Origin of the sequence: Paraburkholderia xenovorans LB400, from assembly GCF_000013645.1 — a bacterium.
GTDB classification, from domain to species: Bacteria; Pseudomonadota; Gammaproteobacteria; order Burkholderiales; family Burkholderiaceae; genus Paraburkholderia; species Paraburkholderia xenovorans.
This window is the reverse complement of the sequence record NC_007952.1, coordinates 2,273,505-2,300,307: the sequence shown is the minus strand read 5'-3', so window position 1 is coordinate 2,300,307 and position 26,803 is coordinate 2,273,505. Positions and strand designations below refer to the sequence as shown.

Sequence of the window (26,803 nt, the reverse complement as noted above, 5' to 3'; positions counted from 1 at the left end):
CGCAACGGCCCGAAGCGAATAAGAAGCGGCGAACAGGAGAGCCACGTAATGCCGATCATCGAATCAAAGCTCAATCCGCGCTCGGACGACTTCCGCGCCAACGCGGCGGCGCTCGAAGCGCTGGTCGCCGATCTTCGCGCGAAGATCGAAAAGCTCGCGCTGGGCGGCGGCCAGGCGGCGCGCGACAAACACACGGGCCGCGGCAAACTGCTGCCGCGCGACCGGATCGCGCAACTGCTCGATCCGGGCACGCCGTTTCTCGAGTTCTCGCAACTCGCGGCCTACGGCATGTATCACAACGACGCGCCCGGCGCGGGCGTCATCACCGGGATTGGCCGGATCGCGGGGCAGGAGTGCGTGATCGTCTGCAACGATGCAACCGTCAAGGGCGGCACCTACTACCCGGTTACCGTGAAAAAGCACGTGCGGGCGCAGGAAATCGCCGCTGAAAATCACTTGCCGTGCGTGTATCTGGTCGACTCGGGCGGCGCGAATCTGCCGAACCAGGACGACGTGTTTCCCGACCGCGATCACTTCGGCCGCATCTTCTATAACCAGGCGAATCTGTCCGCCGCGGGCATTCCGCAGATCGCCGTCGTGATGGGTTCGTGTACCGCGGGCGGCGCGTATGTGCCGGCCATGAGCGACGAATCGATCATCGTCAGGAATCAGGGGACGATTTTTCTCGGCGGGCCGCCTTTGGTGAAAGCCGCGACCGGTGAAGTGGTGAGCGCGGAAGACCTCGGCGGCGGCGACGTGCATACGCGTTTGTCCGGCGTGGTCGATCATCTCGCGCAGAACGACGCGCATGCGCTGGGGATTGCACGCAGCATCGTCGGCAACCTGAATCGCCGCAAGCAGGTGCCGGTCGCGTTGCAGGAACCGAAGCCGCCGCGCTACGACGTGAAGAGCATGTACGGCGTGATTCCCGTGGATACCCGCAAGCCGTTCGATATCCGCGAGGTGATCGCGCGGATCGTCGACGACTCCGCGTTCGACGAGTTCAAGGCGCGCTACGGCACCACGCTCGTCACCGGCTTCGCGCATATCTGGGGGCATCCGGTTGGCATCATCGCCAACAACGGCATTCTGTTTTCGGAGTCCGCGCTCAAGGGCGCGCACTTTATCGAGCTGTGCTGCCAGCGCAAGATTCCGTTAGTGTTCCTGCAGAACATCACCGGCTTCATGGTGGGCCGCAAATACGAAAACGAAGGCATCGCGCGCAACGGCGCGAAGATGGTGACGGCGGTGGCCACGGCCAGGGTGCCGAAGTTCACGGTGATCATCGGCGGCTCGTTCGGCGCGGGCAATTACGGCATGTGCGGCCGCGCGTATTCGCCGCGCTTTCTGTGGATGTGGCCGAACGCGCGCATCTCGGTGATGGGCGGCGAGCAGGCGGCGTCGGTGCTGGCCACGGTCAAGCGCGACGGCATCGAAGGCAAGGGCGGTACGTGGAGCGCTGAAGAAGAAGAGGCGTTCAAGCAGCCGATCCGCGAACAATACGAACATCAGGGCCATCCGTACTATGCGAGCGCGCGGCTGTGGGACGACGGCGTGATCGATCCGGCGCAAACGCGCGACGTGCTCGGTCTCGGTTTGTCGGCCGCGATGAACGCGCCGATCGAAGACACGCGTTTCGGCGTGTTCAGAATGTGACGATGCGCGACGAAGCGCGGGAGCTGCGACGATGCAATACGAAACACTGACAGTCGAATTCGCCGGACAGATCGCCACGGTCACGTTGAATCGCCCGGACGTGCGCAACGCGTTCAACGAAACGATGATCGCCGAAGTGACCTCTGCCTTCACGGCGCTCAACGATCGCGACGACGTGCGCGCGGTAGTGCTTGCCGCGAATGGCAAGGCCTTCTGCGCAGGCGCCGATCTGAACTGGATGAAGAAGATGGCCGGCTACTCGGACGACGAGAACCGTGCCGACGCAATGCTGCTGGCGAACATGCTGTCGTCGATCTATCGCTGCAACAAGCCGGTGATCGCGCGCGTGAATGGCGACGCGTACGCGGGCGGCATGGGCTTGATCTCGGCGTGCGACATCGTGGTGGCCGTCGAAAGCGCGCGCTTCTGCCTTTCGGAGGCACGCCTCGGCCTGATTCCCGCCACCATCGCGCCTTATGTGATTCGTGCGCTGGGCGAGCAGGCGTCGCGCCGCTATTTCATCACCGCCGAGCAGTTCGACTGCGCGACGGCGCTGCGTCTCGGGCTCGTCAGCGAAGCGGTAAGCATGGAGCAACTCGACGCCACCGTGCGGCAGATTGCGGAGACGCTCTGCGCAAACGGTCCGCAAGCCGTGCGCGCGTGCAAACAACTCGTGCAGGATATCGCGGGCCACGAGTTGAACGAGGCCCTGATCGCGGACACGGCGGCGCGCATCGCGCGCACGCGTGCCGGCGTGGAAGGCCGCGAAGGCGTCGCGTCGTTCCTCGAAAAACGCGCGCCCGCCTGGCGCGACTGAAGCAACACATTCCGGGGCGCTTGCCGCGTCCTGACCAGAACAACAGCCCCGATAAAACGGCACACTTCATCGAGACACTTCATGTTCAACAAGATCCTGATTGCCAACCGGGGCGAGATTGCGTGCCGCGTCGCCGCGACCTGCAAGCGGCTCGGCATCGCGAGCGTGGCCGTCTATTCCGATGCGGACGCCAACGCGAAACACGTGGCCGCCTGTGACGAGGCGGTGCATATCGGCGGTTCGAGCGCGGCGGAAAGTTATCTGCGCGTCGAGCGCATCATCGAGGCCGCACGCGCCACCGGCGCGCAGGCGGTGCATCCGGGCTATGGCTTTCTGTCGGAGAATGAAGATTTCGCGCAAGCGTGCGAGGCGGCCGGCATCGTCTTTATCGGACCGCCGGTCGAAGCCATTGCCGCAATGGGATCGAAGGCCGCCGCAAAGGCGCTGATGCATGCGGCCGCCGTGCCGCTCGTGCCGGGTTATCACGGCGACGATCAGGACGCGCAACTGCTGCACCGCGAGGCGAATGCGATCGGTTATCCGGTGCTGCTCAAAGCCAGCGCCGGCGGTGGCGGCAAGGGCATGCGGGTGGTGGAGCGCAGTGAGGATTTCGCGGCGGCGCTCGCGTCGTGCAAGCGCGAAGCCGCGAGCAGCTTCGGCAATGATCGCGTGCTGATCGAAAAGTACCTGACGCGGCCGCGTCACGTGGAAGTGCAGGTGTTCGCGGATCGCCACGGCGGCGCGGTCTATCTGTTCGATCGCGATTGTTCGGTGCAGCGGCGTCACCAGAAAGTGCTGGAGGAAGCGCCGGCGCCCGGCTTGTCCGCTGAAATCAAGCGCGAAATGGGCGAGGCCGCGGTGGCCGCCGCGCGCGCGGTGAATTACGTCGGTGCGGGCACGGTCGAGTTCATCATGACCAGCACGGGCGAGTTCTACTTCATGGAAATGAACACGCGCCTGCAGGTCGAGCATCCGGTCACGGAAATGGTGACCGGCCAGGACCTGGTGGAATGGCAACTGCGTGTGGCCGCTGATCAACCGCTGCCGCTCACGCAGGAACAGTTGAAGATCGACGGGCACGCGATCGAAGCGCGTATCTACGCCGAGCATCCGGCGCGCGGCTTTCTGCCGTCGACGGGCACGCTCAAACATCTGCGCATGCCGGAAGGCGTGGAATTCGCAATCGATGCGTCGGGCCTCGGCGAGCCGGGACGCAAGGCGCCGGTGCGTATCGACAGCGGCGTGCGTGAAGGCGACACCATCACGCCGTTTTACGATCCGATGATCGCCAAGCTGATCGTGCACGGCGCCACGCGCGAAGAGGCGCTCGCGCGCCTGAGCCGCGCGCTGCATGCGTGCGAGGTGGTCGGCCCGCATACCAACGTCGAGTTTCTGCAGAGCATTGTTGCGAGCGAGCCGTTTGCAACGGGCGATCTCGACACGGGCCTGATCGAGCGCCATCACGACGCCCTGTTCGCGCCGCGCAAGAAGCCGTACAAGGAAGCGCTGGCGCTCGCCTGCGCGGCGCTGCTCACGCGCGAGGGCGGCACGGCGCACGGCGCGTCGCCGTGGGATGCGTTGTCGCACTGGCGTCTGAATGGCGGCTATACGCAGACGCTCGGCTGGCGCGACATAGACAGCGGCGGCGAGAGCGCGGGCCTGTTCACGGTCACGTTCGCGCGCGACGGCGGCACGCAAACGCTCGAACACGACGGCGTGCGTGAGGACTTCAAATGGTCGGACGGCAGCGGCCCGCATGAATTCCGCGCAACGATCGTCGACGCGCGCGCAACGGGCCGCGTGTTCGTCGACGGCGATACGTTCCATGTGTTCTGCCTCGGCGAAGCGCTGGCGTTCGAATGGCAAAACCTGCTCGCCCACGCCGCGGACGCCGAAGGCGGCGAAGGCCGTTTGACCGCGCCGATGCCGGGCAAGGTGATCGCGGTGCTGGTGGAGCCGGGTACCGTGGTGGAGAAGGGCACGCCGCTCATCGTGATGGAAGCGATGAAGATGGAGCACACCATTGGTGCGCCGGCTGCGGGTACGGTCTCGGAGGTACTGTATGCGGTTGGCGATCAGGTGGCCGATGGCGCGCAGCTTCTGGTGCTGGACGTGCAGTAGCCGCCAGGCCGCAGTTCAGGCGAGGCGCGTATAGCCGACGGCGCGCGCTTCGTTTTCGAGTTGCTCGATGCGTTCGTAGTCCGAGCGCGGCAACACGGAAAACCCCTGCAAACGCAGGCGTTTCGCACGCTCGGGCTGGGCGGCGAGCACTTCGTTCAACGCTTCGCGCAAGGCTTCGACCGTTGCCGTGGGCACCGTGCCGGAGGCGATCAGCGGCAGCCCCGGCGAGGGCGCCGTCGTGCCGATCCGGCGAACCTGACGGGCCAGTTCCGGCATTTCGTCGCACACGAAAGCGAAGGTCACGCAATCGATCGCCGCGATATCCGCGCGATTTTCCGCCACCGCGCGCAAGGAGCCGAGATGCGAGCCGGTTCGCAACGCCGCGCGGAAAAACAGGCCGGCGCGCGCGAGCGGCGCCACGGCGTGGCGAAACACGTTCATGCCGCTATTCGAATCTTCCTGGTTGTAGGCGGCACGTGCGCCGCGGCATGCCGCCAGCGTATCGAACGGTGCATCCGCGCGCGTGACCAGTACGCTCGAATAATGGGCGCCCTCGCAGCCGGGCGCGTCGAAGCGCGGCGTGGCGATCAGTTGCACCTGTTCGTGCAGGCCGTGCATGAACGGGTAGCCGCAGGTCTGCGAGATCAGCAGATTGGGGCGCCGCCAGAAGCCATGCAATTCCTCGTCCGGTTCGACGATGCGGCACGCGGGCTTGACCCGGCGCAGCACGTCGGCGAGCCACTCGCGCCACTCCAGGTCGAGCGCGGGCGTGACGTTATACATGGGCAGGGCGGCGATCCAGGTCATGGCGCTATTCTGGCATGCCCGCCGTCTAATGTCTGACCATTCGGAATTCGTCGAGGCCGAGACGCACCGGCTCCGTCGGTCTGAATGTCCATTTCTGCGCCGCTACCGAGAGGATTTCCAGCTGCGCGTCTTCGAATGCGACGAGCAGGTCCTGCTTTCGCTTGCTCGCCGCACCGCAATACGTCACGAGTGCTTCGGCGCTGACCTCGAAGATCTGCGCCCGATCGTCACAGCACACCCGGAACGCGACCGTCGCGCATTCCGTCACACAGGGCCTGAACCCTTCATCCACATAGACTGACATGGCCATCTCCCGCCGCACGTCCGAGTCATCAGGATGACAAGTCGTAAGCTGGCGGTATGTGGGAAAACCGGCATTGGCAGCGAAATGGGCGAGACTTTATCCGGTCTCGTGAGCGCGAGCGGTTCCCGCCGCCGTCATGCGTCCGCGCCGGCGGGAACCGCGCACGACCGCGCACGACCGTGCACGACCGTGAGAAAGACACCGTGCCGCTCAGGCCACCTTGCGCGCGTTCGTCCACGACCATAAATCGGCCGGCGACAACGCTTTGGAGAACAGAAAGCCCTGCAGTTCGTCGCAACCGATCGTGCGCAGGATGCGCGCCTGATGCTCGCTTTCGACGCCCTCGGCGACCACCCGCAAGCCCAGCTCGTGCCCCAGTTCGATGATCGCGCGGACGATGGCGAGGTCCGCGCGGGCATCGAGCATGTCGAGCACGAACGCCCGATCGATCTTGAGCCGGTCGAGGGGAAAACGGTTCAGATAGCTGAGGCTCGAGTAGCCGATGCCGAAATCGTCGAGCGAGAGCTTGACCCCGAGCGCGCGGATCGCGTTGATCATGGTGAGATAGTTCTCCGCGTTGTCCATCAGCACGGTTTCGGTGATCTCGAGTTCGAGCCGCCACGGCGCGACGCCATGCCGCGCGAGACTGTCCGCGAGCGTGCCGATCAGGTCCGGATCGCGCAACTGGATCGCCGACAGGTTGATCGAAACACGCAGCGGCGTCAGACCTTCGGCGTCCCACGCGGCGATCTGCTGGCAGGCTTCGTTTATCACCCACGCGCCGATCGGAATGATGAGGCGCGTATCTTCCGCGACCGGAATGAACTGCGCGGGCGAGACGATGCCGATCTGCGGGCTGTTCCAGCGCAGCAAACCTTCCACGGCGACCAGTTCACCCGTATGCGCATCGACGCACGGCTGGTATTCGAGCCGGAACTCGTGCATGGCGATCGCGCTGCGCAGGCAGGCTTCGAGCGTCAGCCGGTAGCGGGTGCGCTCGGCGATGTCGGGCGCGAAGAACTTGACGAGGTTGCGCCCGGCGCCCTTCGCCTGGTACATCGCGGCGTCGGCGTTCTGCATCAGCGTCTCGATGTCCTCGCCGTCGTCGGGGAACAGCGCTACGCCCACACTGCACGACACCTGCAGCGTGACGCCGCCGACCTCATGCGGCTGGCGCACGAGCGGCAGCAAACGCTCCTCGATCGTGCGCGTGACGTCCGCCGCGTTGCTGACGCTGTTCAGGATCACCGTGAATTCGTCGCCGCCGAGCCGGCTCACCGTGTCATTGGTGCGCACGGCCTGCAACAGGCGTCGCGAGACCGAGCGCAGAAGGCTGTCGCCGATGTGATGGCCCAGCGAATCGTTGATGTTCTTGAAGCGGTCGAGGTCGATGAACAGCACCGCGACGCGCTGCCCCGTGCGGCGCGCGTTGCCGAGCACGACGCCCAGGCGCTTCACGAACAGCTCGCGGTTCGGCAGCTCCGTCAGCACGTCGTGTTCGGCGAGGAACTGGATGCGCGCCTCGCTCTTCTTGCGGTCCGTGATGTCGATCAGTGTGCAGATGTAGTGTGACAGGTTCGCGCGCCGGTCGCGCACCGCGCTCACCATCAGCCACGCCGGATAGTCGCTGCCCGCGCGCCGCCGTACGTGCGCTTCGCCGTGCCATACGCTCAGGCGGTCGACGGAATCGATCACGGCCGGAAGAATGTCGTCGTGGTCCTGCGTGCCGAACAGGAAAGCGGGTTCCTTGCCCGTCACGTTGTCGGCGCGATAGCCGGTCGCGCGATAGAACGATGCGTTTGCGGTCACGAGCCGCCGTTGCGCGTCGAGAATCAGAATGGCTTCGGATGACGCTTCGAACACCTTGCCCCACAATTCGAGGCGCTGCTCCATCAGCTTGATCTGGTTGATCGGCGTGAAGGCGGTCAGCACGGCGTCGCGCCCCTGGAAGTCGAGACGCCGCGCCGACAGCATTGCCCAGGTGGATTCTTTGGCGGCCTTCCAGTGCACCTCGAATTCGTCGACCGCCTCGCGGTCGGAGAGCTGCTGGAAGAAGCGCGCGCGCACCTCCGAGTCGAGGCCGACGGCCCACGGATCGACCGTGCAGCCATTCAGCCAGTAAAGCGCGGGCTTGTTCGCGTGCAGCACTTCATGCCCCGGGATCGCCGTGACGACCATCGGCACCGGAGTCGCCTCGACCAATGCGTACTGCGCGGCCGAGGCGCGCGCTGTCGCCGCGAGTTCCTTCTGCACGTCGCGCTCGCGATCGAGTTGCGCGAGCATGTCGTTGAAGCCTCGCACGAGCTGGCCGATCTCGTCCTGGCTATGCCATCTGGCGCGCAGCGAATGGTCGCCCGTACGCCGCACCGTGTCCATCACGCGCGCGAGCTGGCGCAGTGGCCGCGAAATCTGCTGCGCGACGAAATACACCATGCTGAGGATCGCGCACAGCAGGAACAACGCGGTGCCGAGGTGCAGCCACATCCGCTCGAAGAGCCCGCGCACGCGTTCATGCAGCAGTCTTTCGAGCTGATTGCCGGTCGCGCTCCACGCGTCGCTCACGCTCATCACCACGCCCTGCTGCGCGGCATCGAGCGCCGTGAGCGTGGCGGCATCCGAGCCGGCATCGACCGCGGCGCCGGCCACGCGGCGATACGCGTCGATCGCGGCGAGCATATGCGTGATCGGTGGACCGATGGTTCTGGTCAGCGTGGCGTTGGTGGCCGCGGCTTCCGCATAGTCGGAGCGCAGCCCCTGCAATACCGCGTCGAGCTGTCCTTCCAGCACGAGGTAGCGGGTCCGCATCTCGTCGTGGCTCATCCGTGCGGTGCGAAGACTCGCGCCGGCATCGTGCAGATGGCGGCCGATCCGGTTGACGTCGCTGAGCAGCTCCGGATAGCGCAGGATCGACAGCGACATCGAGTAGTAGCTGTCGAGGTCCGGGTCCAGAATCAGGTTCGACTGGTTGCCGACCCGCGTCACCAGTTCGCGTGTCGCTTCGAGCCCGCCGTCCACCGTCGCGGCGCTCGCATGCGGCGCCGCGCTGGCCGTGAGGGCCGCCAGCACGCGCGCGTTGATTTCCGCGCTCTGCATGTTTGCGCCATAGCGGCGCTCCGCGTCGGCGAGCCAGCTCGCCGTGCGTTGCAATTGGGCCGGCGTCTGCGGTTTTCCGGCCCCGGCGAGCGCAAAGTCGACGAGCGCGTCGTGCACGGCCGCGACGTAGGCGTTGCCGACCAGCTCCTTGTCGGAGAAGTCGATCGCAATGTATTTCTCGTGGATCAGGATGCCGCTGATATACAGCACCGCGCTCAGGTCGAGCAGATAGATCAGCAGCAGCTTGCGGCCGACGCGCAGGCGCCCGAGAAACCGGAAGAACAGGTTGCGTTTCATGGGCGCCGCTCGAGCGCGGAGGCTTCACCGCGGGCGCCATAAGCCAGACGTTTCACTGCGTTTCTCCATGCGGGGAACGCCGGACCTGGGTCAGGTCCGGAAGCGGGAAAAACCCCTAATCATGGTATCGACCGGTTGGCGAACTTCTTTAGCCTTCGCTTAAAACTCACCAGGACGGTGCGGGAAACGCTGCATGACGGTGCGGATATCGGCCCGGCTGCACCCTCTCAACGCGGCGCCGCGTCGAGCCGCACGATCCAGCCTTCCGTTTCCCTGCTCTCGGCCGGGTAGCGCGTCAGCACGGCCGGGTCATGGCCGGGCACGACGTGTTGCGCGGAGTCCGCCAGTTCGTGCGCGCGACGATAGCCTTCGATCATGTCGCCCACGTTGTACACGGCGGGGAACGGGCGGTTCTGCTCCATGTTCGCGTACAGGTGCGATGCATCGGAAGCGAGCACCACCCAGCCACGCTCAGTATGCACACGCACCACCTGCAGGCCGTCGGTATGGCCGCCGACGCGGTGCACACTCAGTCCCGCGGTGAGGTTCGACGCGCCGTCGTGAAACGCCACCCGGCCGTCGAAAACGCGGCCGACCATGGATTTGACGTCTTCCGGATCGAACGGGTGGTTCAGTGCGCCATGACACATGCAGCGGCCCGTGCAATACGCCATTTCGCGGTCCTGCACGTGGTAGCGCGCCTTCGGGAAGAGCGAACGGTTGCCGGCGTGGTCGTAGTGCATGTGCGTGATGATCACGTCTTCGACCGTGTCGGGGCGAATGCCGATCGCGCCGAGTCCCGCTTCGACGGAGTGCGTGATGGTGCGGCGGCGTTTCGTACCGCCTTCGACGTCGAAACCCGTGTCGACGAGGAAGGTGCGGCTCTCGCCGACCACCGCCCACACGAAATAGTCGAGCGGCATGTTCACATCGTGCGGATCGCCGCCAAGGAAGTTGTCGCGGGCGGGACGGTCGTGATGCGCATACTTGATGGCGTAAATCTTGTAGTTTTCCGGTGCGGCTGTCATGGCAGCTGTCTCCTGTTTCCCATGTATGAGAGCGCTATCATAACAAGCAGCCGGCGGCTTGTGTTGTGTCGTTGCGGGCGCGGTTCGAGCAGTGCCCGGCTTGATCAGTCGCGGCCCGCCCGCGCGGAACGGCGCCTGGCATACGCTACAATCGGCTATCAGATCAAAGAGCCGGATGGGCGAGTGAAAAAGCGTGTGACGGCCGTCGAGGACGGGAAGATCAGGTTGGCAGGCGGGCCGGGCGGGGAAGTGAAAACCGCATCGAAAGCCGCGCGAAAAACGGGCAAAAGCGCGGGCACGACCGCGGCCAGGACACGCCCGGGCGGGCAGGCGGTGCGCATGATCGACGTTGCGAAGGCGGCGAACGTGTCCCTGATGACAGTGTCGCGCGCGCTCAACGAACCTGAACGGCTCTCCAAGGAAACCCGCAAGCTGGTGCTCGATACGGTGCGCCGCATAGGCTATGTTCCGAATCACATCGCCTCGAATCTCGCGTCGGCGCGCTCGAATGTGGTCGGCCAGATTGTCCCGAGCATCCAGAATTCGCTGTACTCGCATAGCATCAAGGGTTGTGCCGACGTGTTGCGCTCCGCCGGCATGCAATTGTTGCTGGCCGACAGCGGCTACTCGCTCGAAGAAGAAGAGGCGCTGATCGACGCGTTCATCGCCCAGCGCGTGTCCGGGCTCGTGCTGCACGACACCGTGCATACGCCGCGCGCCGTCCAGTTGATCCGCGCCGCCGGCATTCCCATTGTCGAAACGGGCGACCTCGCGCGCACGCCGCTCGACATGGCCGTCAGCTACTCGAATTTCAACGCGGCCAAGGAAATGACGCTGTATCTGGCGGGGCGCGGCTACAAGTCGATCGGGTTCGTCTGCCTCACCACGAAGAACAACATGCGCGCCCGCGAGCGTCTGAAGGGCTACTACGCGGCGCTCGAGGCGCTCGGCCGCGAGCGCAACCCCGGGCTCGTGCGCGAAGTGGAGGGCGGCCTGACCTCCGGCGCACATGCGATGGTGGACATGATGCAGCGCGTGCCCGAAGTGGACGCGATCTTCTTCGCCGGCGACGTGCTCGCGGTCGGCGCGCTGTTCGAAGCGCAGCGGCGCAACTGGAAAGTGCCGGAGCGCGTCGCGATTGCCGGTTTCGACGATCTCGACATCTTGCGCCACACGGTGCCGCGCCTGACCTGTCTGAACCTGCCTCGTCTGGAGATCGGCCGGCGCAGCGCCGAAGCGCTGCTGCAAAGAATGCGCAACGAACCGGTCGTGCCGGCCAGGCTCGATCTCGGTTTCGAAATTATCCAGCGCGAAAGCACCTGAAGCGGCGGTTTCATTGCTAGTGAACCTGGGGCGCACAATGCGCCCCTTTTCTTTTTGTGCCGTTCGAAAGGCTTGCTGCGTTGCCTTGTCATGCCCGTCCGCCGCTGCCGCGCCCGGTTCCGTCGTGCTCTCTTTTATCTGCTCCCGGGCAATTCCCCAGGTTGCAGCGCTGCGCCTTTTCGGTTAAGTTAGCGCTATCATTAAGAGATGGCGAACGTTTGTGTTTCGCCTGCGGCCTGGCAACGGCCATGCTTTCGACAGACAGGGAAAATCGCGGAATGAAGGGGAGAACTGCACTCGTAACAGGCTCGTCGCATGGGCTGGGTCTGGCTATGGCCGACGCACTGGCCGGCGCCGGCTGCCGGGTCGTGCTGCACGGCGTGGAAACGCCTGAGCAGGTCGAGCCCGCGCGCGCGGCCTTCGAGCAGAAACACGGTTATCGCGCGGATTATCTGCAGGTGGACCTCGGCGATGCGCGGGCCGTCGAGCGGATGATGTTCGAGACGATCGAGCGCGTCGGCGCGATCGACGTGCTGATCAACAATGCGGTGGTGCGCCATTTCGCGCCGATCGAAGCGTTTCCGGTCGACAAATGGGAGCAGGCGCTCTCCGTGAATCTGAGCGCGGCGTTTCACACCATCCGTCTGGCGCTGCCCGGCATGCGCGAGCGCGGTTGGGGCCGCATCTTCAATATGACCTCGGTGTACGGCATGCGCGGCACGGCCAATCGTGTCGATTACGTGACCACCAAATCCGCGCTGCTCGGTCTGACGCGCGCGGTGGCCGCCGAAACAATGGGGCAGGGCATTACCTGCAACGCGGTCTGTCCGGGCGCCGTGCATACGCCGACCAGCGAGAATCGCATTCAGGCGCTAATGGAAGAAGAGAGGCTCGACCGCGAAACGGCAATCGAGCGCTTTCTGACCGGCAAACAGCCGACCGGCCATTTCGTGCAGGCGTCGCATGTCGCGGATCTGGTGGTGTTCATGTGCAGCGACGCGGCGGCGGAGATGACGGGCGCGATGCTGCCCGTAGATGGCGGCTGGCTGGCGACATAACCTGCCGGTTAATGTGTTAGCGCTATCCGGAGTTGTCCGGTCAGCGAGGATGCGCGAACTGGCCGCGCCGAAGCAAAAATAGCGTTGGCAGCCTGTACGCCGCAGCCAGGCCCGATCAAGGCCAAACCCGGCTTAGCGGTGGGAAGGCACGCCTGATCGTCATGCACTGCAACACAAAAAGAAGCTGCGGAACAGCCAATATCGCCTTGACCGATTGTATGACAGGAATATAATCCATCTTGATGTTACCGCTCACATCCGGCGATGAGAGCTACGACGAAAGCAGCGGCGCAAGGCAGGCGGTGTTGGAAGCTACGGAACCAGAACAAAGACATTCACGGAGACAGCATCCATGCAGAACGAAGCAACGATTGGATACCGGCTGGACAGCCTGCCGCTATCCGGTTATCACTGGCGGTTGCTCGGGCTGATTGCCGCGGGCATGTACTTCGACTCATTCGATATCTATATCGCCGGCACCGTGCTTGCCGCGATGATCCACAGCGGCGAATCCACGCTGAAGCTCAATGCGATGTTCGTGTCGGTCACGTTCGTCGGCATGATGTCGGGCGCCTGGCTTTCGGGCGTGCTCGGCGATCGCTTCGGCCGGCGCTTCTGCTACCAGTTCAACCTCGGCATCTACGGCTTCGCGTCGATCGCCGCGGCGCTCGCGCCTTCCATGTACTGGCTGATCTTCTTCCGCCTCGTGATGGGCATCGGCATGGGCGCGGAAATCGTGGTCGGCTACGGCACGTTGAGCGAGTTCATTCCGGCCGCGTGGCGTGGCCGCTTCGGCACGATCCTCAATCTGATCATCAACACCTCGCTGTTCCTGTCCACCTTCCTCGGCTGGCTGATCGTGCCGCATTACGGCTGGCGCTGGATGTTCGCGATCGCCGGTTGCGGTGCGCTTTTCGTGTGGTTCCTGCGCAAGTCGATGCCGGAGTCGCCGCGCTGGCTGGCTTCGCGCAACCGCACGGATGAAGCGGACCAGGTGGTGTCCACCATCGAAAAAGCCTGCGGCGTCGATTCCGCCACGGCGATCGCGGCGGCCGCCCAGCAGCCGCGTCGCGCGGCGCCGGGTAACGGGCGTCTCGGTGATCTGTTCACGCGCCGTCTGCTGACGCGCACCATTACCGGCATCACCGTGCTGGTCGCGCTCTTTATCGTCAACTACGCGTTCGTCAGCTGGATTCCGACCTTCCTCGTCAAGCAGGGCCACAGCGTGTCGAATTCGCTCGGCCTGACGAGCGTGATGTTCGCGGGCGGCCCGGTCGGCTCCCTGATCGCCTTTGTGCTCGCCGAGCGTGTCGGCCGCAAATGGGGCATCGTATTGTTTTCGCTGATCTGCGCGGCATTCGGCGCGGCCTATCCGTTCGCGCAGTCGGAAGTGATGATTACCGCGCTCGGTTTTGCGATTACCTGCTGTATTTACGTGCTGTCGTCGTTCAGCGTCGCGACCTACGTGCCGGAACTGTTCCCGACCGAACTGCGTCTGCGCGGCTCGGGCGTGTCGAATACCGCCGGGCGCGCGGTCAGCATCGCCGTGCCGTACGTTGTAGCGTGGGCTTTCACGGGCTTCGGCATTGCCGGCGTCCTGACACTGATCGTCGGCACGTTGCTCGTGCAGGCATTGATCGTGGGTGTGCTCGGCACCGAGACCAGGAAGCGTTCGCTCGAGTCGATCGCCGCCGAAGTCAGCGACACGACCGACGCGTCAGGCCAGTCGGTCAACGCCCGCGCGGCGTCGGCCACCGAACCGTAAGCGCGTCCTCGCGTGCGGTGAGTCCGCACGAGGCGTCGCAGTGAATCAAGAGAGACATCCGGTAGAGGACAACCTTTGCACATGGCAGCACAGTCAGACAGCAGTTCAGGCCAGGCCAGCACGAACAGTGACGCCGGTCACGTGACGCAGCGCGTCGCGCAGTGGGTAGCGGACACGACGTGGCATGACGTGCCGGCCGCCGTGCGCCACGAAGCCAGGCGCTCGCTCGTCAACTATCTGGCGGTTGCGCTGGCCGGCTGCTCCGACCCGACGCTCGGCAAAGCCGTGCACACCTATCGGCGCTTTAGCGCGGGCGAAGGTTCGAGTGTGATCGGGCGGCGCGAACGTTTCGACATGCTGAACGCCGCGGCGCTCAACGCCATGAGCGCGAACGTGTTCGACTTCGACGACACGCATATTCCGACCATCATCCATCCGACTGCACCTGTCGCCGCCGCGCTGTTCGCCTTCGCCGAATCGCTTGCGGACTTTGCGCCTGGCGCCCGCCCGCTGACTGGCGAAGCGCTGCTGCTCGCATTCGTCGTCGGCGTGGAAGTGGAATGCCGGATCGGCAATGCGGTTTCGCCCGAGCACTATCGGCGCGGCTGGCATATCACGTCGACTTGCGGCGTGTTCGGCGCGGCTGCGGCGATCGCCAAAGCGCAGGGCCTGAGCGCGCAACAGATCGGGTGGGCACTAGGCAATGCGTCGGCACAGGCCGGCGGCCTGGTGGAGACGCTCGGCACCATGTCGAAGAGCATCAGCGTCGGCAACGCGGCGCGTAACGGCCTGCTATCCGCGCTGCTCGCAGCCGACGATTTCTCCGGCCCCGATGCGCCGCTCGAAGGCACGCGCGGTTTCGTGCGCGTCGCCGCAACGGAGCCGGATGTCGAGGCGTTGACGCGGGAACTCGGCCACGAATGGGCGCTGCTGTCGAACACCTATAAACCGTACCCGTGCGGCGTGGTGCTGAACCCCGTGATCGAAGCGTGTCTCGATCTGCGCCGCGATGCGAGCTGGAGCGTGGACGACGTCGAGCGCGTCGAGCTGACCGGACACCCGTTGTTGCGCGAGCGCACCGATCGGCCGAACGTGCGCACCGGCCGCGAATCGCAGGTTAGCGCGCAACATGCGGTAGCGGTCGCGCTGGCCACGGGCAAAGCGGGCCTCGCCGAGTTCAGCGACAGCGCGGTCGCCAATCCGTCGCTGCGTGCGTTCGGCGCGCGTCTGCGTTTTATCGACGATGCATCGTGGCCGGTGGAGTCCGCCCAGGTGGCCGTCGTGCTGCGCTCGGGCGAAACCGTGTCGCGGCGCATTCATGCGGCGCGCGGCAGTCTCGCGGCGCCGCTCGCCGATGTCGAACTCGCGGCCAAACTGCGCGACCTGGCCGCATACGGCGGCTCGGGCGTAGCGCCGCAACCGCTGATCGATGCGCTGTGGCGTTTCGACAGCGAACCGGATGCCGCGTCGCTCATGCGGCTCGCGCGTGCGGCCTGAGCCGCGCAACGAAAACAGCTTCCCAACAGATGAGGACAGTCATGTCGAGCAGTGATCAAGGCAGCAACACGATCGGTTTTGTCGGAGTAGGCGTGATGGGGCGGCCTATGGCGCGCCGTCTCATCGAGGCGGGCCATACGCTCGTCGTGTTCGATCGCGATGAGCAGGCGGTCGCGGAATTGACGGCGATCGGCGCGCGCGCGGCGAAGTCCGTGAAGGATGTGGCCGACACCGCGCGCATCGTATTCACGAGTCTGCCCACGCCGGCCATCTTCAGGCAGGTCGCGCTCGGCGAAGGCGGACTGATCGACGGCAGCGCGGTGAAGATTCTCGTCGATCTGTCCACGGTCGGATCGCGCATGGAAAAGGAAGTGGCGGACGGCCTGCTCGTGAAGGGCATCGATACCGTCGATGCGCCGGTGAGCGGCGGCGCCGCCGGAGCGAAGAAGGGCACGCTCGCCATCATGCTGGCCGGCAAGCCGGCTGTACTCGACCAGGTGCGCGGGCTTTTCGAAGTGCTCGGCAAGGTGTTCGTGGTCGGCGACCAGCCGGGCCAGGGGCAGTTGCTCAAGCTGCTGAACAACATGCTGTCCTCCACCGCGTTTGCGATCACGTCGGAGGCGTTTGTCGCGGGCGTGCGCGGCGGCCTCGATCCGGAAGTGATGATGTCGGTGATCAATTCGGGCAGCGGCAAGAACGGCGCGACGATGGACAAGTTCCCGAAGCATGTGCTGCCGGGCAGCTTCGATTTCGGCTTTCCGGTCGGCAGTGTGTGCAAGGACATCGGCCTCGCGGTCGACGAATGCCAGGCGCTCGGCGTGCCGATGTGGGTCGGCAGCGTCGCCCGTCAGGTATGGAATTACGCGGCCATGCAGGACGGCTCGAAACGCGACATGACCGAACTGGTCAGGTACGTCGAACGCTGGTCGTCCGGCGAAGGACTGGCGGACTGAATCGGCCGCGAGCAAAACTCATTGGCTTTGGCTTTGGCTTTGGCCATCTGATCATCCTGCAAGGAGAGGTACATGATCGTTGAAATGCGTATCTACCACTGTGCGCCGACGCGCCTGCCGGCGTTGCTCGATCGCTTCACGTCGACCACGCTCGGCTTTTTCGAAAAGTACGGCATCGAACAGATCGGTTTCTGGACCACGCTGATCGGCCCGAGCAATCACGCGCTGACCTATATGCTGAAGTGGGAAAGCCTCGCGGAGCGCGAGCAGAAGTGGAACGCGTTCCAGGCCGATCCCGAGTGGATGGCCAAACGGGCGGCGACGGAAGCCGACAAGCCGATCGTCGAGCGCATCGAGAACCACTTCCTCGCGCCGACCGCGTTCTCGGCGCTGCGCTAGGAGAGCTTTCTCATGACACAAGCCAAACGGGTCGGTTTCATCGGCCTCGGCATGATGGGCGCGCCGATGGTGCAATGCCTTCGCAAGGCCGGCTTCGAACTGTTCATCGACGATGCCGACGCCGCACGCGCCGACACGCTGGCGGAACAGAGCGGCTCGCACCGCCTGAACGCGGACAACGCGGGCTCGCTCGACGCGCTGATCACCATGCTGCCCAACTCGGCGATCGTCGAGGCCGTGGTGCTCGGCGACGGGAACAACACCGGCTGGGCCGCGCGGCTCGCAAAAGGCGCCGTGGTCATCGACATGAGTTCGTCGGAACCGGAGCGTTCGCGCGCACTCGGCAAGACGCTCGAAGCGCAGCGTCTCGCGTATCTGGATGCGCCCGTGTCGGGCGGCGTCAAGCGCGCGAAGGAAGGCACGCTGGCGATTCTGGTGGGCGGCCATGCGGACGTGCTCGCGCGCTGCAAGCCGCTGCTCGACGCGATGGGCACGAACGTGCTGCATATCGGCACGGCGGGCGCCGGGCATGCGGCGAAGGCGCTCAATAACTACGTGTCGGCGGCGAGCGTGGCGGCCACGGTCGAGGCGCTGCAGATTGCAAGCCGTTTTGGTATCGACCCGCAGGTGATGACGGACGTGCTCAATGCGTCGACGGGCCGCAGCAATACGTCGGAAAACAAGGCTAAGCAGTTCATGCTGAGTGGCACATTTGCTTCCGGCTTCGCGCTGCAACTGATGAACAAGGACCTGAAGATCGCCCGCGCGCTCGCCCAGGCGGTGGGTCATCCCATGACGTTCGGCGCCACCTGTGTCGAGGTATGGGACCAGGCGGCGCAGCGTTCCACGCCCGCCACCGATCACACCGAGCTATACCGGCTCCTGCCCGGAGCCGCATCCTGAACCTGCATTCCGATTCATTGATTCCGGAGCCTGTCATGCTGCACGCAGCCCAGTTCTATATCGACGGAGGTTGGGTCGAACCCACGTCACCCGTCTGGTTCGATATCGTCGATCCGTCGACGGAAACACCCTTTGAAAAACTCGCGTTGGGCAACGCACAAGATGTCGATCGCGCCGTCGCCGCCGCACGCCGCGCGTTTGCAAGCTGGTCGGCGACGAGCGTGGCCGACCGCGTCGCATTGCTCAAGCGCATCGTCACTATCTACGAGCGACGCTACGACGAGTTCGCCGAGTTGATGCGCCGCGAAATGGGCGCACCGATCACGTTCGCGCGCAACGGTCAGGCGGCACGCGGCCCCGCGCATCTGAATGCGCTGATCGACGTGCTCGAACGCTTCGAATTCGAGGAACAGCGCGGCAGTACGCGCATCGTGCTGGAACCGATCGGCGTGTGCGGTCTGATCACGCCGTGGAACTGGCCGGTCAACCAGATCGTCGTGAAGATCGCACCGGCACTCGCGGCGGGTTGCACGATGGTGCTCAAGCCGAGCGAGTATTCGCCGCTGAGCGCGCTGCTGTTTGCCGACGTGCTCGACGAAGCCGGCGTGCCGGCGGGCGTGTTCAATCTCGTCAACGGCGACGGGCCGGGTGTCGGTTCGGCTATCGCGAGCCATCCGGATATCGACATGGTGTCGTTCACCGGTTCGACCCGCGCCGGCGTGCTGGTCGCGCAGTCCGCAGCGGAAACGGTCAAACGCGTCGCTCAGGAACTGGGCGGCAAGTCGGCCAACATCCTGCTCGACGACGTCGATCTGGATCAGGCGGTGACGCGTGGCGTGGCCGCCTGCTTCACGAACTCGGGCCAGTCGTGCTCGATTCCGACCCGCATGCTGGTGCCGCGTCATCTGATGAACGATGCCGCGCAGATCGCAAAGCGTGCCGCGCAAGCGTATCGGCTCGGACCGACCGACGACCCGGCCACGCAACTCGGACCGCTCGTCAACGCGAACCAGTTCAAGCGCGTGCAGGCGCTGATCCAGATCGGCATCGACGAAGGCGCGCGTCTGGTCACGGGCGGCACGGGCCGGCCGGACGGTATCGACACGGGCTATTACGCACGCCCGACCGTGTTCGCCGATGTCACGCCGCAAATGACCATCGCCCGCGAAGAAATTTTCGGACCGGTGCTCTCGATGATTCCGTACGACTCGGAAGAGCAGGCGATCGACATTGCCAACGGCACCGACTACGGCCTCGCGGCCTACGTGCAATCCGCGGACCTCGCACGGGCTCGCAAGGTCGGCCGCGCGTTGCGTGCGGGCGGCGTGCATCTGAATTACCCGCCTGCCGATTTCGGCGCGCCGTTCGGCGGCTACAAGCGTTCGGGCAATGGCCGCGAATGGGGCGAAGCAGGCCTGCGCGAGTATCTGGAAACCAAGGCGCTGGCCGGCTACGGCGTGGATTGACGCACGACGTGGCGCACGGCGGTTCGCGTGCTACGTCGAAAAAAATTTGTGCGCCTGACTTGTCGGACAATCATCCGGGCAGGCAATACGAATTCGTTTGAACTACAGAGGAAAACACGATGGATACCAACGACCGCTTCAACAAGGGTTTTGAAAATCGCAAGGAAGTCCTGGGCGCCGCGCACGTCGAAAAATCGTGGGCCAATGCCGACGACTTCAACCGGCCGATGCAGAAGTTCGTCACCGAAAGTTGCTGGGGCGACATCTGGGGCGACCCGACGCTGCCGTTCAAGACGCGCAGCATGCTGAACCTCGGCATGCTCACGGCGATGAGCCAGCACCACGAGTTGTCGGTGCACGTGAAGGGCGCGCTGCGCAACGGCGTGACAAAGGAAGAAATCCGCGCGGTGCTGATGCAGGCCGCCGTGTATTGCGGCGCGCCGCTCGCGCTCGCGGCTTTCCGCGTTGCGAGCGAGGCGATCAAGGCATACGAAGCGGAAACAACATCCGCCTGACGCGGCAAAACACCCGGACAGCCAGCGGCTGACAGCACACGGGGAAGCGCAAGGAGAATCGCACCGCACACGGTGCGAATAACGATTGGAGACAGAGATGAAAGCGTTGACTGGAAATGACGTTGTAATGTCGGAGGGCGAGCAGTCGATCGAAACGAAGAGGCGCAACGCGATCAAGGGCGCGTTCTTCTCCGAGTTCATCGACATGTTCGACATCTATCTGCCGGTGGTGGTGCTCTCGCCGGTACTTGGGTATTTCCAGCCGCCGCATCTGTCTACCGGCATGGAAACGATCCTTGCTTCGCTGGTATTCATCACGACGCTGCTGGGCCGTCCGGTCGGCTCGCTGCTGTTCGGCATGATCGCGGACCGCATTGGCCGGCGCATGGCCTCGATCTGGTCGGTATCGGGCTTCGGCGTGGTGACGCTGCTGATCGCGCTGCTGCCGGGCTATGAAAGCATCGGCATCGTGTCGTACTGGCTGCTGGTGCTGCTGCGTTTCGTCGACGGGATTTTTCTCGGCGGCGGCTACACGGGTGCGATGCCGCTCGCGATCGAGTACTCGAAGAAAGAGCAGCGCGGGTTTGTCGGCGGCTTCATCATTTCCGGCTTTCCGGCCGCATACGTGACGATCAACCTGGTCGCGATGCTGATGTTCGTGCTGTTTCCGCTGAACGGCATGCATTCGCCGTATGCGCAATGGGGCTGGCGCATTCCGTTCGTGCTCGGCGCGGCGCTCGCCGGCCTGCTGACCCTGTACTACGTGCGCAAGGTCGCCGAATCGGAGATCTGGGAGAGCGAAACCGCCGACAAGGCGGCCGTCGCCGAAAAGCTGCCGCTCTCCGACCTGCTGCGCGGCAAGAGCGGGCGCAACCTGCTGCAGGTGCTGGTGATGATGACGGGCTTCTGGCTCACGCAAAACATCATCACGATCTATCTGCCGACCGGCCTGCTGGTGAAGACGCTGCATCTGAGCGGCTTCCAGATGACCGCGACGCTCATGCTCACGTACTTCGTGCTGTTTTTCAGCTACATCGGCTCGGGACTGATCGCGCAGCGCATTGGCCGGCGCCGCTTCTTCGTGATCGTCGGCCCGCTGATCGCCACGGTTGGCGCGGCGCTGCTGTACGTGCTGGCGAACGTCGACGGACTGTCGCTGCCGGCCATCATGGCGCTGGTGTGTGTGCTCGCGGTGCTCGTCACGTCGCCGTGGGGCGTGATCGTGACGTACATCAACGAGCGCTTCGTGACGGATGTGCGCGCAACCGGTTTCGGCGTTGGCTTCAGTCTGTCGGTGATTATCCCTTCGTTTTACGCGTTCTATATGAACTGGCTCGGCGCGTTCATGCCGCTGCGGCTGACCTCGGTCGTGCTGCTGTGCGTGGGCGGCCTGATCGGCATGATCGGCGCGATGATGGGCCCGGAAACGAAGGATGTCGATTTCTGATTTTGAAGGAGGAGTGGAATTCATGAACAAGGAACGGGTCGGCTTTATCGGTCTCGGCAACATGGGCGGGCGCATGACGCGGCGCCTCGTCGACGCGGGCATCGCGGTGCTCGGCTACGACACCGCGCGTGAACGTGTCGATGCGGCGGGCGCGAAGGCGGCGGGCACGGTGGGCGAAGTGCTCGCGTTCGCGGACGTCGTGATGATGTCGCTGCCGGACAGCAAGGTGGTCGAAGCGGTGGTGGAAGGCGAGGACGGCGTGCTCGCGCACTGCCGCGAAGGACAGATCGTGGTCGATCTGAGCACGGCGGCCGCGAGTTCGACGATCCGCCTCGCGAAGCGCTTCGCCGAGCGCGGCGTGCGTTATGTCGATGCGGGTATTTCGGGTGGCGCCGCAGCCGCGGAGAAGGGCTCGCTGACGCTGATGGTGGGCGGCGCCGCCGATGCGGTCGCGGCGCTGCAATGGGCGTTCGCGCCGATCAGCTCGAAAGTCGCATACATGGGGGAGAGCGGCGCCGGCCACACCACCAAGCTGCTCAACAATTTTCTGAACGCCGTGAGCCTTGCCGCCAGTGCCGAAGTGATGGTGGCGGGCAAGAAGGCGGGGCTCGACCTGCATCTGCTGCTCGACGTGCTGAACAGCAGCAGCGGCGTGAACTTCGCCACGCTCAACCGGTTTCCGAAGATCGTCGACGGCGACTATCTGGAAGGCGGCCTGACCGGCAAGCTGATGACGAAGGACGTCGTGCTGTACGTGGACCGTATTCGCGAACTCGGCGTGATCTCGCTGAATTCGGCTGGCCCGCTGGCGAGTTTCGGCCTCGGCACGGCACTGGGTTATGGCGATGTGATCAGCAACCGTGTCGTCGATGCGATCGGCGACGTGTCGGGCGGCGTGCGGCTGTTCGACGGCGCAAACAAGGAGAAAAACGCATGAAGGTCTTTCACGGCAGAGCGGCAGGCGCGGTGTCCGAGCGCCGTAGCGACACGTTTACCGGCACCGTCTGGGCCGATCCGGTAATGCCGGCTACCAACGGCGTCACCATCAACACGGTGTTCTTCGCACCGGGCGGACGCACCTACTGGCACACGCACGAGTATGGCCAGGTCTTGCAGGTTACCGCCGGTCAGGGCTGGATCTGTCTGGACGGCGAAGCGCCGCAGCCGATCCGCCAGGGCGATATCGTATTCATCGGCCCGAACGAGCGGCACTGGCATGGTGCGAGCGAAGGCAGCTACATGGTTCACATTGCGACGTCGATCGGTAAGGGCACGTGGCAGGAAGAGGTTGCGGAGCAGGATTATCCGGCAACCGCGCGCGCGAGCGCCTAGCAGCGACCGCGCGTGCGGGGCGTTCGCAGCAAACGCCCCGCACGCGCCGATGAATCACGCGCTGTATTGCCACGCTGTATTGCCAATGAGGGAATTCAGATCATGACCCAGACCACACCGCAGCCCGATCCGTCCCGTCTGCGTGACGAACTCGTCAGGCTGCACGGCAAGGCAAGTCCGGAGTGGGACAGCCTCGTGCGCCTCGATCCGCGTTTCGTCGACGCATACCTGAAATTCGCGGGCGTGCCGCAGCGCAGGAATCATCTCGACGACAAGACGCGCGCGTTCATCGCGCTCGCCGCGGATGCCTGCGCGACGCAGCTCTATGCGCCGGGTGTTGCGCGTCATATCGAACGCGCGCTGTCTTTCGGCGCGACGCGCGAAGAGCTGATCGAAGTGCTGGAGTTGGTCAGCACGATCGGTATTCACACCAGCAACGTCGGCGTGCCGGTACTGCTCGAAGTGCTGGAGGAAGAGGGCTTGCGCAAGGGCGCGCCGCCGCTCGACGAACGCAGGCAGAAGCTGAAAGCCGAGTTCGAGACGAATCGCGGCTACTGGCATCCCACGTGGGAAGGCTTGCTTGAACTCGATCCGGACCTGTTCGAAGCATATGTCGAGTTTTCGTCGGTGCCGTGGCGCACCGGCGTGCTGAGCCCGAAAATCAAGGAATTCATGTACTGCGCGTTCGACGCCTCGGCCACGCACCTCTACGTGCCGGGCCTCAAGCTGCACATCCGCAACGCGCTGCGCTACGGCGCGACCGCCGAAGAACTGATGGAGTTGCTGGAGATCGTCAGCGTGACGGGGATTCACGGAGCGGAGCTGGGCGCGCCGCTGCTGGAAGCCGCTTTGAAACGCAGCGGCGCTGCAGCGGGAGAGCCGCATGCGTAATCCGGCCATGCGTGACATGCGCGACATGCGCGAGCCCGTTTTTTCCGTCGGGCCGGCGCAGCGCGAGCAGGGCGTGCCGCGTGTGTCGTCTTTGCCGGCCAATGCGAAGTCCAGGCCGGAGTGCTCGGCATGGCGGGCAATGCAGAAGCCGCCGCTTTCGGTGCTCGCGTCGAACAGCAGCGAGCATGCGCACGTGTTGGCCGTCGCGATTCTCGGCTACAACTGAAGCCGGGCATCGAGATGACTCTTCAAACGGGCACGCTGGTCGTGCTGCGTCATGGCCAGTCGATATGGAATCGCGCCAACCGTTTTACCGGCTGGAGCGACGTCGGCCTGTCCGTGCAGGGCGTGGCCGATGCGCAGCGTGTCGGCGAACGGTTGCGCGAGGCGGGCTTTCGCTTCGACCTGGCGGTGACCTCGGCGCTGCTGCGCGCCACCGATACACTCGCGCACGTGCTGCGAACCCTTGAGCAGCCGCCGCCCAGAACCGTGCGCTCGTGGCGGCTGAATGACCGCCACTACGGCATGCTGACCGGCATGGAAAAAGACGAGGCCGCGCTCGCCTATGGCGCGGAGCGGGTGCGGCAATGGCGGCGCGGTTTCGACCTGGCGCCGCCGGCGCTCGATGCAGACCTGCACGCGGCACTCGTGCGTGCATTGCACGACGACGCGATGCCCCACGCCGACGCGCTGCCCCGCACCGAAAGCCTGCGCGACACGTTGCGGCGCGTGCTGCCGCTGTGGGACGAATGCGTGGCACCCGCGCTGACGCGTGGGCAGTCGGTGCTGATGGTGGGGCATGGCAACTCGTTGCGCGCGCTTTTCAAGCAACTCGACAACATCGGCGACGACGCGATCGCTTCGGTCGAGGTCGCGCATGCGGAACCGTTGGTCATGAAGTTCGACGCAACGCTCTCGGTGATTTCGCGCACACCGCTCGCCGCGCTGGCAGCTAGCCGCTGAAACGCACGCCGATTTGCTGTTTTTCTGGCCTTTGCGCATCAAAGGCTGCCGGTGACGAAGCCGCTCACGTATCATGGAGGCTGAATCTTGTCGGACGGAAATACAATAATGTCAACGGACATGGGCTTGGTCAGACCCGAGACGCTGCGGCATCACGTAGAGAACGTGCTGCGCCAGGCAATCGTGAGCGGACGTTTCGCGCCGGGCGCGCGGCTGATTGAACGCGAACTGTGCGAATCGCTAGGCGTGAGCCGCACATCCGTGCGCGAGGCGCTGCGCAGGCTCGAGGCGGAGAAACTGGTGCGCAGCGTGCCGCACAAGGGCCCCATCGTTGCGGTAATGTCGAAAGAGGAGGCCGTCGAGCTATACGCGCTGCGCGGGCTGCTCGAAGGTTTCGCCGCCCACGAATTCGCACGCCTTGCAGACGACTCCGCCATTGCGCGCTTCGGTGAAGTGGCGAAGGAACTGCGTGTCGAAGCCGCTGCGCAAAACCAGGCGGGCGTTCTGCGCGCGAAGACTGCGCTTTACGATCTGCTGCTGGAGAACTGCGGCAATGCGCTGGTGCGGGAAATCCTCAACAGTCTCTATTCGCGCATCAATCTGCTGCGCACCACCTCGCTGATGCATCCGGAGCGGCTGCCGGACAGCCTGCGCGAAATCGACCGGCTATACAAGGCATTGAAGGCACGCGACGGCGAGGCCGCGCAGGAGATCGCGCGGCTGCACGTCGCCAATGCCGAGAAAGCCGCGCTGCGGATGCTGGAGAGCGCGGAATAAAGGCCCGCGCGCTACGCGCTACATTCAGGCGCGGCCTGCTTGCCCCACCACATTGCGCGGCTTGCCCGCGACAAAAGCATCCACGTTATCGAGCAACTGATCGGTGAGTGCCTGGATTGCTTCGTCGCTTGCCCAGGCGACGTGCGGTGTCAGCAGGAAATTGGGCATCCGGATCAGCTTCTGCCACGGATGCGAAGCGGGCATGGGCTCTTCGGTCACCACGTCGAAGCCCGCGCCGGCAATCTGCCCGCTTTGCAATGCGGCGCCCAGCGCGCTCTCGCTGACGAGACCGCCGCGCGCGGTGTTGATCAGAAGCGGGCGCTTCGCCATCTTCGCGAACTCGGGCGTATCGATCATATTGCGCGTGGCCGGCGTCAACGGGCAGTGCAGCGTGATGACATCGCTTTCGGCGAGCATTGTGTCGAACGGCGTGTAGAGCGGTCCCATGCCGTCGACACCCTTGTAGGCCGACATCAGCACGCGCATGCCGAGCGCGGTGCCGATGCGTGCCACTTCGCGGCCGAGCACGCCGTCGCCGATCACGCCCAGTGTCGAGCCCGACAGATCGCGGATCGGATGATCGAAGAAGCAGAACTGTCCCGCTTCCTCCCAGCGTCCCGCCAGCACCGAGTCACGATACGCAACCAGCGAGCGCCGCAACGCGAAAATCAGCGCGAAGGTATGCTCGGGCACCGTATGCAGCGCGTAATGGCGGATATTCGACACGACGATGCCGCGCGCGTCGCAGGTCGCGATATCGATAACGTCGGTGCCGGTCGCGGCGACCGCGATCAGCTTCACGCGCGGCGCGCCGGCGAGTGCGGCTGCGTCGATCTTCACCTTGTTGGTGATGACGATGTCCGCGTCGGCAATGCGCGCGGCGACCTCGGCGGGCGAGGTCGAATCGAAGGTGACCAGCTCATGTTCGAACGCGAGCGAACGGAGCCGCGTGCGCGGCGAGATCGTGCCGCGGTCGAGAAAGACGATACGCTTCATGTCGTAACGGGCCCGCAAAAGGTGATGGACATCAGCGCGAACTCGCAGCCGGCGGAATGCGGATGCCGATCAGCGGTTCGTGCTGCTGCGCGCCATACACGTCGCGGTCGCCGGGTGCGCCGGACGTGGGCCCGGTGCGCGGAATCGTGATCTTGATCGCGTTGGCCGCGTCGAACGCAACGATGCTGACATCGCTCTGCTCGACATGGTACAGCGCGCTCACCAGTTCCGGGGTCAGCACGCGGCTGTCGAGTACCCGGCGGTACGCGGCGGCGTCCGGAAAGATCATGTCGAATGTCAGGTACAGCGGGCCCGCGTTCTTGCTGCGCATCACTTCGGCGAGGTCGTAGAGGGTGTCGCCGCGGGAAGGGTCGAATACGTCTGACAGGTTCATT

At 64.7% G+C, this 26,803-nt stretch carries 25 protein-coding genes; 19 read left to right on the top strand and 6 right to left on the bottom strand.

Going from position 1 to position 26,803, the window contains the following annotated elements:
- The first annotated feature begins 48 nt into the window (after positions 1-48).
- From BXE_RS32155 to BXE_RS32145, 3 genes are all read left to right on the top strand, one after another.
- Positions 49-1,656 (top strand): carboxyl transferase domain-containing protein, encoded by a 1,608-nt coding sequence (locus tag BXE_RS32155; protein WP_011492298.1) that lies wholly within the window; start codon positions 49-51, stop codon positions 1,654-1,656.
- Between the two features lie 31 nt (positions 1,657-1,687).
- The gene (locus BXE_RS32150) at positions 1,688-2,473 is read left to right on the top strand and encodes an enoyl-CoA hydratase/isomerase family protein (RefSeq protein WP_011492297.1); all 786 of its coding nucleotides are present in this window, start codon (positions 1,688-1,690) and stop codon (positions 2,471-2,473) included.
- A gap of 81 nt (positions 2,474-2,554) precedes the next feature.
- Positions 2,555-4,594: an acetyl/propionyl/methylcrotonyl-CoA carboxylase subunit alpha gene (locus tag BXE_RS32145; protein ID WP_011492296.1), complete on the top strand. Its 2,040-nt coding sequence runs from the start codon at positions 2,555-2,557 to the stop codon at positions 4,592-4,594.
- Positions 4,595-4,609: 15 nt separating this feature from the next.
- Here the strand turns inward: BXE_RS32145 and BXE_RS32140 are convergent, their stop codons facing one another.
- From BXE_RS32140 to BXE_RS32125, 4 genes are all read right to left on the bottom strand, one after another.
- Positions 4,610-5,401 carry a phosphate/phosphite/phosphonate ABC transporter substrate-binding protein gene (locus tag BXE_RS32140; protein WP_011492295.1) on the bottom strand — a complete coding sequence of 264 codons (792 nt, stop codon included), beginning with the start codon at positions 5,399-5,401 and terminating at the stop codon, positions 4,610-4,612.
- A gap of 25 nt (positions 5,402-5,426) precedes the next feature.
- Positions 5,427-5,705 (bottom strand): DUF1488 family protein, encoded by a 279-nt coding sequence (locus BXE_RS32135; protein WP_011492294.1) that lies wholly within the window; start codon positions 5,703-5,705, stop codon positions 5,427-5,429.
- Positions 5,706-5,915: 210 nt separating this feature from the next.
- On the bottom strand, positions 5,916-9,095 hold the full coding sequence (locus tag BXE_RS32130) for a bifunctional diguanylate cyclase/phosphodiesterase (RefSeq protein WP_011492293.1): 3,180 nt from the start codon (positions 9,093-9,095) through the stop codon (positions 5,916-5,918).
- Between the two features lie 227 nt (positions 9,096-9,322).
- Positions 9,323-10,123, bottom strand: a complete 801-nt coding sequence (locus BXE_RS32125; protein WP_011492292.1) for an N-acyl homoserine lactonase family protein — start codon at positions 10,121-10,123, stop codon at positions 9,323-9,325.
- A gap of 183 nt (positions 10,124-10,306) precedes the next feature.
- Between BXE_RS32125 and BXE_RS32120 the strand changes: the two genes are divergently transcribed.
- The 16 genes from BXE_RS32120 (at position 10,307) to BXE_RS32045 (ending at position 25,412) form a co-directional block, all read left to right on the top strand.
- Positions 10,307-11,446, top strand: a complete 1,140-nt coding sequence (locus BXE_RS32120; protein WP_063719347.1) for a LacI family DNA-binding transcriptional regulator — start codon at positions 10,307-10,309, stop codon at positions 11,444-11,446.
- 278 nt (positions 11,447-11,724) lie between these two features.
- On the top strand, positions 11,725-12,504 hold the full coding sequence (locus BXE_RS32115) for a 3-hydroxybutyrate dehydrogenase (protein WP_011492290.1): 780 nt from the start codon (positions 11,725-11,727) through the stop codon (positions 12,502-12,504).
- A gap of 352 nt (positions 12,505-12,856) precedes the next feature.
- Complete coding sequence (locus BXE_RS32110; RefSeq protein WP_011492289.1) at positions 12,857-14,269, top strand: MFS transporter; 1,413 nt, start codon at positions 12,857-12,859, stop codon at positions 14,267-14,269.
- Positions 14,270-14,350: 81 nt separating this feature from the next.
- Positions 14,351-15,766 (top strand): MmgE/PrpD family protein, encoded by a 1,416-nt coding sequence (locus tag BXE_RS32105; protein ID WP_011492288.1) that lies wholly within the window; start codon positions 14,351-14,353, stop codon positions 15,764-15,766.
- Positions 15,763-16,719 (top strand): NAD(P)-dependent oxidoreductase, encoded by a 957-nt coding sequence (locus tag BXE_RS32100; RefSeq protein ID WP_272942399.1) that lies wholly within the window; start codon positions 15,763-15,765, stop codon positions 16,717-16,719. Before BXE_RS32105 ends, BXE_RS32100 begins: the two co-directional genes overlap by 4 nt.
- A 72-nt stretch (positions 16,720-16,791) precedes the next feature.
- A complete protein-coding gene (locus tag BXE_RS32095) occupies positions 16,792-17,118 on the top strand; it encodes an NIPSNAP family protein (RefSeq protein WP_007177746.1) in 327 nt (108 codons plus the stop codon).
- 12 nt (positions 17,119-17,130) lie between these two features.
- Positions 17,131-18,021 carry an NAD(P)-dependent oxidoreductase gene (locus BXE_RS32090; protein WP_011492286.1) on the top strand — a complete coding sequence of 297 codons (891 nt, stop codon included), beginning with the start codon at positions 17,131-17,133 and terminating at the stop codon, positions 18,019-18,021.
- Between the two features lie 35 nt (positions 18,022-18,056).
- Positions 18,057-19,487: an aldehyde dehydrogenase family protein gene (locus tag BXE_RS32085; RefSeq protein WP_011492285.1), complete on the top strand. Its 1,431-nt coding sequence runs from the start codon at positions 18,057-18,059 to the stop codon at positions 19,485-19,487.
- 119 nt (positions 19,488-19,606) lie between these two features.
- Positions 19,607-20,002: a carboxymuconolactone decarboxylase family protein gene (locus BXE_RS32080; RefSeq protein ID WP_011492284.1), complete on the top strand. Its 396-nt coding sequence runs from the start codon at positions 19,607-19,609 to the stop codon at positions 20,000-20,002.
- Between the two features lie 97 nt (positions 20,003-20,099).
- Positions 20,100-21,449, top strand: coding sequence for an MFS transporter (locus BXE_RS32075; protein WP_011492283.1), 1,350 nt, complete (start codon positions 20,100-20,102; stop codon positions 21,447-21,449).
- Positions 21,450-21,471: 22 nt separating this feature from the next.
- Entirely contained in the window at positions 21,472-22,386 is a 915-nt protein-coding gene (locus BXE_RS32070; RefSeq protein WP_007177741.1) for an NAD(P)-dependent oxidoreductase, read from the top strand.
- Positions 22,383-22,781, top strand: coding sequence for a cupin domain-containing protein (locus BXE_RS32065; RefSeq protein WP_011492282.1), 399 nt, complete (start codon positions 22,383-22,385; stop codon positions 22,779-22,781). Before BXE_RS32070 ends, BXE_RS32065 begins: the two co-directional genes overlap by 4 nt.
- A gap of 102 nt (positions 22,782-22,883) precedes the next feature.
- Positions 22,884-23,672, top strand: coding sequence for a carboxymuconolactone decarboxylase family protein (locus BXE_RS32060; protein WP_011492281.1), 789 nt, complete (start codon positions 22,884-22,886; stop codon positions 23,670-23,672).
- On the top strand, positions 23,665-23,898 hold the full coding sequence (locus tag BXE_RS32055) for a hypothetical protein (protein ID WP_040124566.1): 234 nt from the start codon (positions 23,665-23,667) through the stop codon (positions 23,896-23,898). The genes BXE_RS32060 and BXE_RS32055 overlap by 8 nt, the downstream gene beginning before the upstream one ends.
- 14 nt (positions 23,899-23,912) lie before the next feature.
- Complete coding sequence (locus tag BXE_RS32050; RefSeq protein ID WP_011492280.1) at positions 23,913-24,635, top strand: 2,3-bisphosphoglycerate-dependent phosphoglycerate mutase; 723 nt, start codon at positions 23,913-23,915, stop codon at positions 24,633-24,635.
- A gap of 108 nt (positions 24,636-24,743) precedes the next feature.
- Positions 24,744-25,412 carry a GntR family transcriptional regulator gene (locus tag BXE_RS32045; protein WP_011492279.1) on the top strand — a complete coding sequence of 223 codons (669 nt, stop codon included), beginning with the start codon at positions 24,744-24,746 and terminating at the stop codon, positions 25,410-25,412.
- A gap of 24 nt (positions 25,413-25,436) precedes the next feature.
- Here BXE_RS32045 and BXE_RS32040 read toward each other — a convergent pair whose 3' ends face one another.
- A complete protein-coding gene (locus tag BXE_RS32040) occupies positions 25,437-26,408 on the bottom strand; it encodes a D-2-hydroxyacid dehydrogenase (RefSeq protein WP_011492278.1) in 972 nt (323 codons plus the stop codon).
- A gap of 31 nt (positions 26,409-26,439) precedes the next feature.
- Positions 26,440-26,802: a DUF4387 domain-containing protein gene (locus tag BXE_RS32035; protein ID WP_007177734.1), complete on the bottom strand. Its 363-nt coding sequence runs from the start codon at positions 26,800-26,802 to the stop codon at positions 26,440-26,442.
- Between the last annotated feature and the right edge of the window lies 1 nt (position 26,803).